A 13,749-nucleotide genomic window follows, 5' to 3' on the forward strand; every position below is an offset into this window, starting at 1 on the left:
GAGCGGCGAACGAGCAGAAGCAGGCAGGGGAGGGGCTGTAGGGGGTGGCGAGCTCCCTGCGCACTACATTGATCGCATGAGTGATTCTGCAGAGGCAGCCCTCGACGTGCTTCGCGAGGCGAAGGTGCCCCTGGACCCCGGGCTGTCGGCGTCGCAGATCGGCATCCTGGAGGACCGCTTCTCGTTCCGGTTCGGCCCTGATCACGCAGGTCTTCTGAGCCTTGCCGTGCCTCGCGGACCGGGATGGGTCGACTGGCTGGGTGATCGCACGGAGATCGACGCGAGATTCTCGGCGTCGGTCGACGGCGTGCTGTTCGACGTCCGGCACAACGTCTTCTGGCCCGAGGAATGGGGCGACCGCCCCTCCGACGTCTTCACGGCTCTGCGCGAGGCCCGGGAACATCTCGCGGACACACCGAAGCTCGTCCCTTTGTATGCACACCGTTTCCTCCCGGCGGCTCCGGCGCCTTCCGGCAGCCCTGTCCTGTCCGTCCACCAGACGGACGTGATCCACTACGGCAGCGACCTTCTCGCTTACCTCCAGAAGGAGTTCCTCGGCATCCCGGACAAGCAGCAATCGGAACATCACGTCGAATTCTGGTCCGATCTGGCCGATGGTCGGTGGCTCTGAGCAGTCGGACCGCGGTGGCGACTGACAGGAGATCACGCCTCGCCCCGTGGCGGGAGTCCTTGGTGAGAGGGGTACTCCGAGGGACTCCCTGGGCGCAGGTGCGGAGGCTACCGTGGATTCATGGATATTCGTGCCGAGGTTCGTGACTTCCTGATGTCCCGGCGTGCCAAGGTCACGCCGCAGCAGGTCGGCCTTCCCGGTGGTTCGAACCGCCGCGTCGCAGGCCTGCGCCGCAGCGAAGTGGCGATCCTGGCCGGGGTCAGCGTGGAGTACTACACGCGCCTGGAACGGGGCGGGGTCGGGGGAGCGTCGCCCGAAGTCCTGGACGGCATCGCCAAGGCCTTGCTGCTGGATGAGGCGGAACGTGCCCATTTGTTCAATCTCGCCCAGGCCACCGGCCCGGTGGGTCGTGCAGTCCGCCGCCGGAATCCGAAGAAGTGGATTCCCCATGAGAGCTTGCAATGGCTGCTCAATGCGTTCACGGAGGGACCTGCCTTCGTCCGCAACAGCCGGATGGACCTTCTGGCCTGCAACCCCCTGGCCCGGGCCTTCTACCAGGAGGTCTACGACATGCCTGGGACTTCGCCGAACATCGCCCGCTTCACATTCCTCGATGAGCGGGCCCGAGATTTCTATCCGGACTGGGAGTTCTTCGCCGACGTCACCGTGGCCATTCTGCGCACGGAGGCCAGCCGCGATCCGCACAACAAGGATCTTCAGGATCTCGTGGGAGAGCTCAGCACTCTCAGCGGAGAATTCCGCACGGCGTGGGGCCGCCATGACGTGCGTCATCACGGCACTGGTTTCAAGACCTTCAACCATGCCATCGTGGGAGAGCTGACGCTGGCCTATGAAGGACTGGCTTTGGAGTCCGAGCCCGGGCTCAACCTGACGATCTACACCGCGGAGCCCGGCAGCCCCTCCGCGGACGGGCTGAGAATGCTGGCGTCCTGGGCCGCCGGTGAGTACGGCCAGGCGACGCCGTCCGGGCCGGTGCCTGAACCGGATGCCGGGAAGCGACTGAACAGCTGACCTCCCGGCCCCGGCCGAGGTGCCGCTCCCGGCTCATCTCGAGCCAGGCGGGTTCAGCCGCCGACGGCGATCGTGACGTCCCGCCCTTCAAGCAGGCGGATCTTCTCCACGTCGTCGGTGTGACCCAGCCGCGCCAGGTCCCGCGAGTATCCGGGGTTCTCCACGCGGTAGAAGAAGCCGAGATTGCCCCACGGCCTGTAGGAGAACAGCACTCCGGGCTCAGGGGTCATACCCTCCGAACCGCCGTAGTCGAAGCGGTGCGGGGGAGAGGCGACCTTCTCCTGGCCCCCGAAGTCGCTGAACCGCAGGGTCATCGGGAGCATGGCCAACAGGGAGCGCGTGGCCGGCGAATCCTCGTCGAGGGTCGCCCGGACCACGGTGGATCCGGCGGTGAAGGTGAGGCTGGTTCCCACGATGTTCTCCTTGCGTGAGCTGTCAGATGAGGGGGAGCGCCTGGTCGTGGCCGGCGGCCCTGAAGGATCGGGCGCCGCCGGGGGAGCGCAGGCCGTCAAGGCGGCGAGGGTGAGGCTCAGCGCGACGCTGATCGCCGTCGTCGTCCTCATGCTGCGGTTGGTTGCGGACTCACGCGGGCGGTCACCAGAGCCAGGACTGCCGCGAGAATCAGCACGACGGCGGAGACCAGGAAGGTGCTCTGATAACCGGAGTGGTCGAAGAGCAGGCCTCCGACGGTGGACCCCAAGGCGATGCACGTCTGGACGGTGGCCACCATGAGTCCGCCTCCGAGCTCGGCATTCCGGGGCATGGCTTCGGCGACCCAGCTCCACCAGCCCACGGGCGCGGCGGTGCTCAGCAGCCCCCACAGCCCGAGCAGGATGACGACGGCGGTGAACCACCCACCGGTCGGGATGAGCACGACGGCGAGCACCGCCATGAGCGTCGGGATCACGGCGAGCGTACGGTACAGACCGCGGCCGAGGAATCGCCCGATGAGCACCGTTCCGAGGAATCCGGTGGCCCCCAGAACCAGGAGGACGACGGAGATGGCGGTCACGTCGATCCGGGGGACGGTCTCCAGGAAAGGCCTGATGTAGGTGAACAGGATGAACTGGCCCATGAAGTAGGCGCCGCAGGCGGCCATGCCCCAGGCCACGGACCTGTTCCTCAGCAGGGTGAAGATGACGAAGATGTCCCTCAATCCCGGCGGGGGCGTGCCGGTCGGAGCCGGAGGAACCTCAAGGGAGGGCAGGCTGAACCAGAGCCAGACGATGCAGATCAGCGAGACGGGTACCAGGCAGAAGAACGCACCTCGCCAGCCGATGATCGATCCGAGGTAGCTTCCCAGGGGCGCGGCGAGGACGGTGGCCAGGGCGTTGCCGCCGTTCACGATCGCCAGGGCGCGGGGGACACGGGCAGCAGGCACCAGGCGCATGGCGGTCGCGGCAGACATCGACCAGAAGCCGCCGATGACGATCCCGATGAAGGCCCGGCCGATCATGAACGGAGCGTAACCAGGGGCCAGCGAGATGAGGGCGCCCGAGACGCCCATCAGGGCCGCCAGGCTGATCAGGAGTGTCCTGCGGTTCAGGCTCCGGATCAGGGTGGAGATGGAGAGACTGGTCAGCACGGCGAACAGGCCGGAGATGGCGATGCCCTGGCCGATCATCCCCTCGGAGACCTGCAGATCCGCGGCCATGGGGGTGAGCAGGCTGACGGGCATGAATTCAGAGGCGACCAGGGCGAACGCACCGAAGGACAGGGCGAAGACGCCGCCCCAGCGTCCGGCGCGCGGTGCATGGCCAGACGTGTGGCGTTCGGGGGCTGTGGTGCTGCCGGGCGGCATGGGTTCCTCTCGTCGGAGTCGAAGGCTGATCTCCATCCGACCACGCGGCGTGCCACCGGGGGAGTCCCGCCTGAGAGAGGTACTCGGAGGGCCCCTCTGGCGGTCACGGTCATGACTGAGCACGGCGTAAAGGCAGCCCTCGGGGTCCCGCGGCCGCCCAGGTACCTCGCGGAGCGAAGCTAGTCAGATGTATAGGTGCTGACCAGAACGACACCGTCTGCGACGTCGAGCCGGTCTGGCAGATAGCGCAGCTTGACCCGTTGTCCCACCCTGAGAACGTCTTCGATGGACTGCGCCGTCCGGCGGATCCGGCCGTCATGGTCGATGAAAACGACTGTCACCACGGTGCCTATCGTGTCCTCGGAACCCTCCTGGCCCTGCCTCCGCCACGGCTCTGATCTCTCGACAATTCCTATTGCCTCAATCCCGCCGCTCGCGACCCGGTGTCGTCGCCGAGCCTGCCGAATGAAGACTGCGGCCACTGCGCCGATGACCTCGGCAACGACCACCCAGACGGCGACGTCGACGAACGAGTCAGGCCAGAGCACATGCACCATGAACAGAGAGCCGGAGATGATCACGAGCACGCAGAGGAGTGCCAGCCAGCTCACCCCGACGGACGTGTCCGGCGTGATCTCATGATCCGTTGTCATTGAAGAACGCTCCGTCCCGTGCAGGATCTCAGCACCTACTGGTTGGTACGGCTCGTGGAGCCCGAGAGGCAGGCCGTCAGCACGCTGAGAGTGCCGACCCCAGCGATCTATGCCTGGTCATTGCGCCAGACTAGATGAGATCTTCACGCACGACCAGAGCTGCACAGGCTAGACCGTGAAAGGCGGAGTTCACTGGGCCTGACGGATGCGTTCAAGGGCAGTCACCGCCCCCTAATAACTGGCATGCGCGGATATTGGTGGGCCGGGATTAACACCCTTGCGGTAAGAACATCGAGTCGTCTCTCTGACCGGCCCTGATTCGCGTGGTTGGATAGCGGCATGCCGATTCTTCCAAGCACAGAGAATTCAGTCTTGGTCCGTACGAGCTTCACCGATGCCGAAGCTTGGGCCGATGCCCTTTCCGTTCTCGAGACTGAGAACGAAGACGGTTTCCGTGCTTATGTGGAAGTCGTTGACGATAATGCCTGGGAGGACGCCGATTGGGAGCAGGTCCGTCATTCGGCTCTGGCAGCCGACAAACAAGCGGCCGTCCTGTTCATTGTGGACAGCGCCGCTCTAGGACCGGACTATCCGGTGTTGGTTGTTGACTTGGGCGACTTGTCGCATGAACCGTTCCGGTGCGTTGCTAGTGAACTTTGGGGAGTCGATAACAACCTGAACATCGCCAACATGGATTGGGAAGAGTTCGCCGACATGGCCGAGAGTGATGGGGTTTTTAGGGGCTTTGTCTGACAGCTCTTGTTGCAGCGACATATTGAGCGTAAGCGACTGCCGAGTCTGTGGCGTGGCGTGGCGTTCGATGGTGGTGGGGGAGTAGCCGAGGGTTTCGGCGATGATGGCCACGGGTGCGAGTTTGGTGAGCTCGTGGAGAGTTCCCAGGCGGGCGGCGCGGGTGCTGAAGAGTTTGCTGAGGCGTGTGGTGAGGTGTCCTGGGTTGATGTGGCACCCGGGTGATGCTCCGCGGAACACCCATTTGGTCTTCGGGTGCGCGGCGGTCAGCTCGTGGCCCGGGTTTGCGGCGAGCTCTCGCCACGGCTGTGCAAGGGGATCTGGCAATGCGATCTGGAGAGTCCCCAGTTGAACGGTGACCAGTTCGTCGGTGACGCGGACGTCGTCCCAGGTTAGCCGTGCGATGTTCTCTGCCTGTTGTCCGAAGACGAGGATCAGGATGGCCGCTGCGCGGTCGCGGGTTTCCAGTTCAGAGGAAGCGCTCAGCGACGCGCCTGGTCGTGGGTCCTTCGGCTTGCCAGACGTCAAGGTGGGGTTGCTGCAGGTCGAGGAGCTTGATGTCATGCCTGGTGAGCCAATTGAGGAGGTCAATGGCGACGGTGACTTCCTACTTGGCACGAAGAAAAGTGCCGCGCGTAACTTCGTCCATGAGGTTCATCCGCCGTTGGTGATGCCAGTGGATGTAGCGGCGGATCACGTCAAGGTTCTGCGGGTCACTGACGCGTTCCAGGGCTTGCGTGGCCCAGGCTTGGTAGCGCACCAGGTAAGCATCGCGTTGGGGCCGCACACCGTGTTCGATGAGAAGGCCCCGGACGTATTCGCGGGTGCGTGAATCAGGGAGTTCGTCGAATGTGTCGTGATTGATTTTGGGTGCGGCCGCGAGGTTTCGAAGGAAGGCCGTGACGTGCTTTTGCCGGATCCAGGTCATCCCGCTGTTGGCCCGTTTCAATGACTTCAATGGCGCTGCCAGCGGGATCAGTTTCGTAGCCATGATTCCCGTGGCCGGATTAGTTAGCAGGTTGTCAACGATGTCGCCGAGGACGCAGGCCCGGCAGCGTGCACCGGCATAGAGTTCGTCTTCGGCGCCGCAGCTTCGGCAGTCGAAATTGAGCCGAACGCCTGAGCAGCTGCGGCATGCCGGCTGCTCATCGATGATTCCGGGCAGGACGCCTTCGTGGCCGTAGGCGTAGCAGACCTTGAACGCCACCGAGTCCCGGAACATCGTCTATGTACGTGAGTCCTCGCAGCTACTTCTACTCCCGTACTTCAAAGCACCGATAATCTACATTATGTCAACTAATTATCCGAGAACCGTATCCGATGCGCGAGCCGCCCCTATCCCACACTGACGGTCTCGTCGTCGATCAACCGCGAGAAGCACGCCCGATAGTGGGAACTCGTCGCACAGCAACAGCGCGGATTCTCAGTGACGAAGCAGCAGATTCAATCCAGCGAACAGGAACCCGGCACCCATGAGTGCCGCCAATATTCCAATCGTCAGCCAAGCGCCCGGAGATGTCGCCTCTCCGAGGGAATGCCTCGGCCGTATGCCCATGAGGCTCAACCGCCTGCGGAGCATCTCCGTCCATCGCCTGTGTTGCCTGGAAACGGCTGAACGGAAGATGGCAAGGGCCAGGCCGTCGAGAAGAAACACCGCGCCGATCAATGCGAGTGCGGATCCTTGCCAGATCATCGCCGCTCCTACGGGTCGACGTCGGGTTATTGCGCATACCATGCCAGGGCAAGGCTACGCTCACGCTGCTCTCAGTTTTCCCGGAATGCGGCGAGGAACATCGCTCGGCGATTCCCCGTGGATCCCCCGCTCCCCCTCACCGGGCGTATCCAGCCTTCGGCGACCGGAGTTGCGACTCACGTACTGCGCCGCCATCGCATGACGTACTCTGATGCCAGTTGCGGAATCTGACCGCGTTGATCGGGCACGGTGCGAGGAGGAAAACGATGGGCGTTGTATTTCCAGAAGGACCGGTCTCGATCACGACCGCGAACGGCGACATCGTCCTCATGCACATCTGCGACCTGTGTGGCGCGGCCGTCGTCGAAGCCGACGGCACGGACCTCGCATTCCACAAACGTTGGCACCGGATCACCGGCTCCGGGAACTGGGTCGACCCAGAAACCGGCCGACACCACGGTCCTCGGAATCCGTTTGTCCCAGGCGGATCATCCCGCTGAAATCTCGGGACTGCGCGACCTCCCCGGTATGGCACTGATTCAGCGCCTTTCCTTCGGACGGGCCGCTCGCCGGCGATCCGGACACATCCCGCTCCACCCGCATCGTTTGTTTCAGGACGTGACGGTCAATCGCGGTAACCCCTATCCCCTCAGACAGAAATAGCCCATCCCCAGTACGCCTCGGTAGCCATCTTCATAAGCGGCGCGCTGTTCCTCGTGCCCTCTCCCCCGGCCCATGGTCCGAGCCCGGCGAAGGTGGCGGATCGTCGTCGGATCCGAATTCTTCCGCGGGCCCGCTCGGAACCCTGACGGGCGGTTCAACCGACCCGTTCCGCGGTGCTGGTCCACTTTCCCAGGCTGGCATCGCCGCATTTCGCGCCTGCGACGAGCGGGGCATTCAACTCCGGGTGGGCCGGATCGACGCACACGGTGAATGAATCGCCGGAGATCTCACCATCGATCGAAATCGCGGAGGACCGATAACTGTGTCCGTCCGCCACATAGGTGTAAGTGAGCGTGTAGTCACGAGCCGGCATTCCGGTTCTGGGCCGTAGCTGCCGATCGATGACCGTGGCGGCGGCCTTCATCGTCAGTCCCTGTTGGGGCTTCTGATTGAACTGCGGCCAGAGCAAGGCCAGGGCTCCGCCCAGGAAGAGCACGAGAATGACGATGATGGTGGCAACGGTGACCCCTGCTGACCGGCGCTTATCCACGGCTCCAGGCCCCCTCCACGCTGTCGCGGCACAGTCCCCCGGGCGCGACCGATCGCACACGACGACGCCCCTGGCAGAGACGCGCGGCACGCGATTCCTGCGCAATCACTTCTGACACGGGGTCTCCTTCGACGGTATGAACCCGAGTATGGCACGGGCTCGGCCACTGGACGTTCCGCGCCCTCATCACGCCTTCAGCCCCTCGTGTGCCCGCAGCGAACCACAGCCGGGCGGCCTACTCGGCACGACGTCTCCCCCGCAACGTCTCCCCCGCAACGTCTCCAGCGCCAATCGTACGGTTTCCCTGGCGCTCACGAGTTCCGCCAGCCGCCCGTCGATGACCTCGAGTTGTTCTTCCAGGAGCGCCGCGCGGTCATCGTCACCCATGTCCTCCCAATGCGTCATGCGTTCCCGCATCTGAGCCAGCGAAAACCCTGCCGCGCGGCCCGCGAGGATCAGTTCCACCCGGCGCTGAGCCTCGAGCGTGTAGTCCCGGTAGCCATTGGCTTGCCGGTTGACCTGGCCCGGGCTGAACATGTCCCGGTCCTCGTAGAAACGGATCGCCGACGGGGCCAGACCCGTGCGGCGGGCCAATTCGCTGATCCTCATCACTTCCCCCTTGACCTTCAAGTCACTTGAAAGTTTAGCGTCAGAGACGGCACCTCCGCCCATGACTCCGAGGAATCCACCATGACGCACTTCTTTGCCGGTATTGCCGTTGCCCTGTTCTCACTCCGGCTCCTGCTCTTCCTCCTGCTGCATGTCCTGCCAGGCGGCATTCACCCGATTCACGACACTGTCAGTGACTATGCGGCGTCTTCCGAGAGGCGAACCCGTCTGCTCGCCGCCACGGCATCGTGGACTGCGGCCGCGGCCTGGCTTGCACTCGGCGCCGGCGTGCTGTCCAGCACCGGCAGACCGGACCTCGCACTGGCCGGATGGCTCCTCGGAGTTGGCACCCTCCTTGCGGTCATGCCCTTCGTGCCGACCGACCGCAGCGGAAGCACCACGACCAGACGCGGCAGGATGCACCTCCTTCTCGCGATCGCATGGTTCACCATCGCCTACTCGACCATCGGCCCGCTGGGCCGGCTGATCGCTGGCTCACCCGTCGCTGCCGACCTGCTCCGCCACCTGGACACGATCGCCGCCGCGTCCTTGGCGGCGCTCATCGTTGCCTTGCTGGCTCGCCCCTTGCGACGGCGGTTCTTCGGCCTCAGCGAACGTGTCTTCATCGTGACGGTCACCCTCGCGCCGCTCGTGGCCGCTGCGGCCCTCGCCACCGCCTGAACCCGCTATTGATACGGTCGCAGCTTCCCTGGACGTCAACTGAGGTCAGGATGGTTGACCGCGTGATGGCTCCGGATATGTTGCCGAAGCAACGACTGACAGCAAGCCAGCAGGCCGCCGCAGTCCCGTCCATCACCGGAACGGGGATCTCGTTGCCGGTCGCGGGCTTCTTCGGACTTGCGCTGGGCGCCTATCCTTTTCGCGTCGAGTGCACCCCTGCGCGCCGCGACCTGGATTCCGGTCCTCGGAATGTGTGCGGTCACTCTGATCGTCATCGGGGTCTGTGCGGTGCTGATAGGCAGGAGTTCATCCCCGGGCTGTGAGGTCTCCGCAGCACCGCCGCGTGCGGATCGCAGGCCGGTACGCTGAGGACATGACCGCCGCTCCCCCGTCACTGCCGCCCGCCGAACTTCTGCCCGGCTTCACGGCCCGCAAGGCGGTCCGCGAAGATCTGCCGGCGCTGATCGACCTGCTGCATGACGACATCCTGGGTCAGACGCGCGAACGGCACGACGACGACGCCTACCTCCGCGGCTTCGAAGCGGTAGACGCCGACCCGGCTCAGTTCCTCGCAGTCGTCGAAGACTCCGGGGGAACCGTCGTCGGGATGCTGCAGCTCAGTCTGATCCCGGGGATCTCCCGCGGCGGACGCCTGCGGCTGAACATCGAAGGAGTCCGCATCGGCCGCACGCTGAGGGGCCAGGGAGTGGGGTCTGCCATGATCACCTGGGCGCTCGAGTTCGGACGCCTGAACAAGGCCGGGCTTGTCCAGCTCACCACCGACGCTCGGCGAACGGATGCCCAGCGCTTCTACGCGCGTTTGGGGTTCGTCGCCAGCCACATCGGGATGAAGTTCGAACTCGACTGACGGCGCACAGGGAGGAACGGAAAATACTTCTCCCCCACACCGTGCAGCCTCCTCTATCAGGCGTAGGCTGAAAGTGACGCCGAGCCTCCAACCACTAGAGAAGGAGCGCATCATGGCCTCATCAATACCCCAGGATCCTCTGGCGCGGTCCTCCGCAGCGGAGGCTGCAGACGACGCGGTCGTCGAAAGGGACACCGCCTCAATCAGATCGAGCCCGAAGCCATCGGCCAGCACTGCGACGCGGGCCGGCACGGTCTGGGTGGCCGTCGTCGTCGCGCTGATCCTGCTGGTCCTGCTGATCATTTTCATCCTCACCAACCAGGTCCCGGTGAACATCATGTTCCTGGGACTCGAGAGTTCCCTTCCTCTTGGAGTGGCGCTTCTGATGGCCGCCGTCGCGGGCGGACTGCTGGTGGCTGCGGCAGGTGTCGCGAGGATCCTCCAACTCAGGCTGAAGGCGCGCCGGGTCCGCAAACTCCACGCGGCAAGCTGAACCCTTCAGTGACCCACCATCTGAAAGGGCGGAACCCATCATGAAGGGACACCAGCCCCACGAATCCGGTTCTACGGAACACGGACCGTCGTCTGCGCGTGAGGACACGGACCACGGAGCCGCGACGAGCGGCGCCTCTGACGACGTCGAAACCTGGGACAACGAAGGTGGACATGATCGGACGGCGTCCGAGGACCAGCGCCCACACACCGCACCGGACTGAACGGTAGGCCAGGGACGCACCACGCGGCACGGAGCACCTGGACTCCGACCCCTCGACTCCGCCCACCGACGGAATCGGCACACACTTATGAGAAACGCAGGCGATACGCCATGAACACATCCCAGCATCAGACCATTCAGGAGACGCCCATCCTCACCCTCGAGGGGGTTCTCGCCTCCGCGTTGCCGGACGGCATCGGCACGGACAGCGGGCCGGCACGGTACACCGTCCCTGCGGTGTTCTCCCGGAGACCGTTCCCCCGGGAACTGGAATTGATCAAGGACTTCGGGATCGCGGGCCGGCTGGCCGAAGCGGGCTACCCCGGCGTGGAACTCGAGGTTTCGGACCGGAGGCTCCTCATCCTCAACACGAACCTCGACGAACTCAAGAGTGGTCTCGCGTCCTTGGTGGGGGCCGTCCTCCGCGAGCTGTCCGAGCAAACATTGAGGGAACGCCATGCCGAGGAAGACGAGCTCGACGCCTTGGGACGGCGCGAAGAGAGCCGCCGGGAGGAGATCCGTCAGGCGGCGGCCGAAATCCACTTCCATTGATCCACGACATGGCTGTGGCCAGGCCCGAACGGACCTGACCACAGTGCTGAGCGGCCCCGCCGGTTGCTCTCAGCCGGCCGCGCCCACCAGGAATTTCTTCAGGAGCGGACCGCTGGTGTCGGCGCCGAGTCCCCCGTCTTCGACGAACACCGCAACGGCCAAGTCGCCATGCGTGGCAACGATCCAGGCGTGGGTTTTCGGCGGGTTGTCCATACCGAACTCCGCCGTTCCGGTCTTCGCGCCCACCGGCGCTCCGGGAACATCGGCCAGGAACCCGGCGTGGCCTGAGGTGACCACAGCTCGCATGAGGTCTTTGAGCTTCGTGGATTCGGCCGCGGTGATCGGCTTCTCAATGGGCGCCGCCGAGGCCGAAGGGGACGGAGAGCTGCTCGCCGTCGCGCCCGGAGCGGGCTCCGGAGCGTCGGAGTTCAGCACCAGCTTCGGCGTCACCGGGGCGCCCTTGCCGACCGAGCCGGCCATCACGGCGGCGGCCAACGGCGAGAGCAGGACCTTGCCCTGGCCGATCATCGACGCTGCATGTTCCGTGCCCTCGGCCGAGGACGGAACGTTTCCGAGATAGCCGTCGAAGGCGAGCGAATCGGACGGAAGCCCGACCCCCAGCGACTGAGCGGCGGCGCTCAGCTGCGCCTGCGACACCTTGTCCCGGGCGTTGATGAAAGCGGTGTTACAGGAGTGTGCGAAGGCGTCACGGAGCTGAATCGACCCCACCTCGGAGGCGGGGTACAGCGGAGCATTCTTGAACGTGCGGCCGTCCACGGACGCCGTGGCGGTGCAGGACACCGTGCTGTCCGGGGTCATCCCGTTGCGGATCATCGCGAGGGAATCCACGATCTTGAAGGTCGACCCCGGAGCGTACTGCCCGATCATCGCGGTGTTGTACCCGTTGCTCCCCGGGCCGGATGCCGAGGCGAGGACGGCGCCATCGGAAGGCCGCAGCGCCACGATGGCGGAAGCGGGAGCGATGTCCTTGAGCGTGTCTTCAGCCAGCGACTGAAGGCGCGGATCGAGAGTGGTCTTGAGGGGGGCGCCGGCCTTGGCCGCGATCTGGAAGAGAACGCGGCCTTCATCCTGCCCGGGGTTCTCCGTCGTCGATCCGGATGCCGGCGCCGAGGCCTTGGCGCGTACCACCACGCCCTCCTGGCCTCTCAACTGGGCGTCGTAGCGGGCCTGAAGCCCGCCCTGACCGGCGACATCCCCGGCTTTGAGGGCTCCCTTGGACTTCTCCACCTGTTCGGCGGTCACCTCCCCCACGGTGCCGAGCACCGCACGGGCGAAGCCGCGGCTCGGAGCCAGCGGCAACGTGCCCGGCACCGTCCGCGCACCGGGAATCTGTGCGAGTTTCTCCGAGGTGAGCGCCTTGGCCTCGGCCGAGTCTGCCCGAAGTGTGATCGCCGAGACGAATGCCTGGGGCCCGGCGGCCTTGACCTGCGCCGCGAACCCGCCCGGATCGACATCGGCGAGTCGCGCGACCTGCTCGGCCGACGCGCCGGCGTCCTTGCCGTTGAGACGTGACTTGTCGATGCCGAGATTCACCACGGGACGGTTGGTGACGAGGACCTTCCCGCCGGCACCGAGGATGTCCGCCCGCGGAGCCGCCTGACGTGCCGTCTCCAGCACCTCGTCATCCTTGAGCTCCGGCGCCACCAGGGCGGGAACCCACTGGGCGGCCCACTCGCCGTTGCTCTTCTTGAGCGCTGCCTCGGTCGAGTAACTCCAATGAGCCCCGGACAAGGTCCAGTCGAAGGAGAGCTTGGCGGTCCCCTTGTCCCCGTCCACCGTCACGGCATCGACCTTCACTGCGGGCTTGTTGTCCGGCAGCCCCTTCACGATGGCCTTCAGTTTCTTATCCGCCTCTGCGCCGTCGACTCCGTCGAACCGGATCGAGCCGACGCTCAGGCCGGACAGACCGCCCGCCAGCTGCTGAGCATAGGACTCGGCGCCCTTCCGTCCGTCGTCACACGCGGACAGTGAGCCGAGCAGAATGACGGAGGCGGCCAGGACGCTGAGTGTTTTCGTTGATTTCCCCACGAGCGTCATTATGCCAAGCCGCACTGACATTCCTGGTCAAGCGGCCCGGCTTGCACTTGACCGCACGTCTTGACACGGTCTGGTATAAGCGGCCCGGCGGGCGGATAATGGAATCAGGTCATGGCACCCGCCACGTACCAGCAGGAACAAGGGAAAGGGGAACCGTCATGGGCTTTGTGGCATTCCTTATTCTGGGTCTCATTTGCGGTGCGATCGCCAAGATGATCATGCCCGGTGAACACGGAGGAGGGTGGGTCTCCACTCTGATCCTCGGTGTCGTCGGCGCGCTTCTGGGCGGCTGGATCGGGGGCATCGTCTTCAACGTCGGACTGGCCGGATTCTGGAGCCTCCAGACGTGGATCCTGGCCATCGTCGGTTCGGCGATCGTGCTCTTCGTCTTCGGGCTCGCCAGCCACAGCGGACGCGGCGCCGGACATCGCACCAGTCATTGAGTCGACAGCAGGTCGGGGGCCGGAGCACAGGATGCTCCGGCCTTTGCCGT

At 65.0% G+C, this 13,749-nt stretch carries 15 protein-coding genes; 8 read left to right on the forward strand and 7 right to left on the reverse strand.

Annotated elements, in window-relative coordinates; genetic code table 11:
* Positions 1-76: 76 nt before the first annotated feature.
* Entirely contained in the window at positions 77-631 is a 555-nt protein-coding gene (locus AB4Y75_RS07035; RefSeq protein WP_441435126.1) for a hypothetical protein, read from the forward strand.
* A 120-nt stretch (positions 632-751) separates the two neighbouring features.
* Positions 752-1,663: a helix-turn-helix transcriptional regulator gene (locus tag AB4Y75_RS07040; RefSeq protein WP_441435127.1), complete on the forward strand. Its 912-nt coding sequence runs from the start codon at positions 752-754 to the stop codon at positions 1,661-1,663.
* Positions 1,664-1,716: 53 nt separating this feature from the next.
* Here the strand turns inward: AB4Y75_RS07040 and AB4Y75_RS07045 are convergent, their stop codons facing one another.
* The 3 genes from AB4Y75_RS07045 to AB4Y75_RS07055 all read right to left on the reverse strand — a co-directional run bounded on the left by AB4Y75_RS07045 (position 1,717) and on the right by AB4Y75_RS07055 (position 4,117).
* Positions 1,717-2,076 carry a cyclophilin-like fold protein gene (locus AB4Y75_RS07045; protein WP_441435128.1) on the reverse strand — a complete coding sequence of 120 codons (360 nt, stop codon included), beginning with the start codon at positions 2,074-2,076 and terminating at the stop codon, positions 1,717-1,719.
* A 146-nt stretch (positions 2,077-2,222) separates the two neighbouring features.
* The gene (locus AB4Y75_RS07050) at positions 2,223-3,464 is read right to left on the reverse strand and encodes an MFS transporter (protein ID WP_441435129.1); all 1,242 of its coding nucleotides are present in this window, start codon (positions 3,462-3,464) and stop codon (positions 2,223-2,225) included.
* A gap of 179 nt (positions 3,465-3,643) precedes the next feature.
* Positions 3,644-4,117, reverse strand: a complete 474-nt coding sequence (locus AB4Y75_RS07055) for a hypothetical protein (RefSeq protein WP_441435130.1) — start codon at positions 4,115-4,117, stop codon at positions 3,644-3,646.
* Positions 4,118-4,456: 339 nt separating this feature from the next.
* Here AB4Y75_RS07055 and AB4Y75_RS07060 point away from each other — a divergent pair, with 339 nt between their 5' ends.
* A complete protein-coding gene (locus AB4Y75_RS07060) occupies positions 4,457-4,870 on the forward strand; it encodes a DUF6924 domain-containing protein (RefSeq protein WP_441435131.1) in 414 nt (137 codons plus the stop codon).
* Positions 4,871-5,474: 604 nt separating this feature from the next.
* On the opposite strand, the gene AB4Y75_RS07065 is transcribed toward AB4Y75_RS07060, so the two are convergent.
* The 3 genes from AB4Y75_RS07065 to AB4Y75_RS07075 form a co-directional block, all read right to left on the reverse strand.
* The gene (locus tag AB4Y75_RS07065) at positions 5,475-6,074 is read right to left on the reverse strand and encodes a hypothetical protein (RefSeq protein WP_441435132.1); all 600 of its coding nucleotides are present in this window, start codon (positions 6,072-6,074) and stop codon (positions 5,475-5,477) included.
* Positions 6,075-7,377: 1,303 nt separating this feature from the next.
* Positions 7,378-7,773 (reverse strand): hypothetical protein, encoded by a 396-nt coding sequence (locus AB4Y75_RS07070; protein ID WP_441435133.1) that lies wholly within the window; start codon positions 7,771-7,773, stop codon positions 7,378-7,380.
* A gap of 186 nt (positions 7,774-7,959) precedes the next feature.
* Complete coding sequence (locus AB4Y75_RS07075; RefSeq protein WP_441435134.1) at positions 7,960-8,382, reverse strand: MerR family transcriptional regulator; 423 nt, start codon at positions 8,380-8,382, stop codon at positions 7,960-7,962.
* Between the two features lie 81 nt (positions 8,383-8,463).
* Here AB4Y75_RS07075 and AB4Y75_RS07080 point away from each other — a divergent pair, with 81 nt between their 5' ends.
* The 4 genes from AB4Y75_RS07080 to AB4Y75_RS07095 all read left to right on the forward strand — a co-directional run bounded on the left by AB4Y75_RS07080 (position 8,464) and on the right by AB4Y75_RS07095 (position 11,198).
* Positions 8,464-9,063 (forward strand): DUF998 domain-containing protein, encoded by a 600-nt coding sequence (locus AB4Y75_RS07080; protein WP_441435135.1) that lies wholly within the window; start codon positions 8,464-8,466, stop codon positions 9,061-9,063.
* 373 nt (positions 9,064-9,436) lie between these two features.
* Entirely contained in the window at positions 9,437-9,931 is a 495-nt protein-coding gene (locus AB4Y75_RS07085) for a GNAT family N-acetyltransferase (RefSeq protein ID WP_441435136.1), read from the forward strand.
* Between the two features lie 112 nt (positions 9,932-10,043).
* A complete protein-coding gene (locus AB4Y75_RS07090; protein ID WP_441435137.1) occupies positions 10,044-10,424 on the forward strand; it encodes a lipopolysaccharide assembly protein LapA domain-containing protein in 381 nt (126 codons plus the stop codon).
* Positions 10,425-10,757: 333 nt separating this feature from the next.
* Positions 10,758-11,198, forward strand: coding sequence for a hypothetical protein (locus AB4Y75_RS07095; protein ID WP_441435138.1), 441 nt, complete (start codon positions 10,758-10,760; stop codon positions 11,196-11,198).
* A 69-nt stretch (positions 11,199-11,267) separates the two neighbouring features.
* Here the strand turns inward: AB4Y75_RS07095 and AB4Y75_RS07100 are convergent, their stop codons facing one another.
* A complete protein-coding gene (locus tag AB4Y75_RS07100; protein ID WP_441435276.1) occupies positions 11,268-13,256 on the reverse strand; it encodes a penicillin-binding transpeptidase domain-containing protein in 1,989 nt (662 codons plus the stop codon).
* A 158-nt stretch (positions 13,257-13,414) separates the two neighbouring features.
* Here AB4Y75_RS07100 and AB4Y75_RS07105 point away from each other — a divergent pair, with 158 nt between their 5' ends.
* Positions 13,415-13,699 (forward strand): GlsB/YeaQ/YmgE family stress response membrane protein, encoded by a 285-nt coding sequence (locus AB4Y75_RS07105; RefSeq protein ID WP_441435139.1) that lies wholly within the window; start codon positions 13,415-13,417, stop codon positions 13,697-13,699.
* Positions 13,700-13,749: the final 50 nt, after the last annotated feature.

Origin of the sequence: Arthrobacter sp. RAF14 (assembly GCF_052114185.1) — a bacterium.
Classification (GTDB): Bacteria; Actinomycetota; Actinomycetes; order Actinomycetales; family Micrococcaceae; genus Arthrobacter_E.

Coding starts and splice junctions, on each gene's coding strand:
- AB4Y75_RS07050 (WP_441435129.1), bottom strand. CDS start 3,464: ATGCCGCCCGGCAGCACCACAGCCCCCGAACGCCACACGTCTGGCCAT.
- AB4Y75_RS07105 (WP_441435139.1), top strand. CDS start 13,415: ATGGGCTTTGTGGCATTCCTTATTCTGGGTCTCATTTGCGGTGCGATC.
- AB4Y75_RS07040 (WP_441435127.1), top strand. CDS start 752: ATGGATATTCGTGCCGAGGTTCGTGACTTCCTGATGTCCCGGCGTGCC.
- AB4Y75_RS07085 (WP_441435136.1), top strand. CDS start 9,437: ATGACCGCCGCTCCCCCGTCACTGCCGCCCGCCGAACTTCTGCCCGGC.
- AB4Y75_RS07075 (WP_441435134.1), bottom strand. CDS start 8,382: ATGAGGATCAGCGAATTGGCCCGCCGCACGGGTCTGGCCCCGTCGGCG.
- AB4Y75_RS07100 (WP_441435276.1), bottom strand. CDS start 13,256: ATGACGCTCGTGGGGAAATCAACGAAAACACTCAGCGTCCTGGCCGCC.
- AB4Y75_RS07095 (WP_441435138.1), top strand. CDS start 10,758: ATGAACACATCCCAGCATCAGACCATTCAGGAGACGCCCATCCTCACC.
- AB4Y75_RS07090 (WP_441435137.1), top strand. CDS start 10,044: ATGGCCTCATCAATACCCCAGGATCCTCTGGCGCGGTCCTCCGCAGCG.
- AB4Y75_RS07055 (WP_441435130.1), bottom strand. CDS start 4,117: ATGACAACGGATCATGAGATCACGCCGGACACGTCCGTCGGGGTGAGC.
- AB4Y75_RS07060 (WP_441435131.1), top strand. CDS start 4,457: ATGCCGATTCTTCCAAGCACAGAGAATTCAGTCTTGGTCCGTACGAGC.
- AB4Y75_RS07035 (WP_441435126.1), top strand. CDS start 77: ATGAGTGATTCTGCAGAGGCAGCCCTCGACGTGCTTCGCGAGGCGAAG.
- AB4Y75_RS07080 (WP_441435135.1), top strand. CDS start 8,464: ATGACGCACTTCTTTGCCGGTATTGCCGTTGCCCTGTTCTCACTCCGG.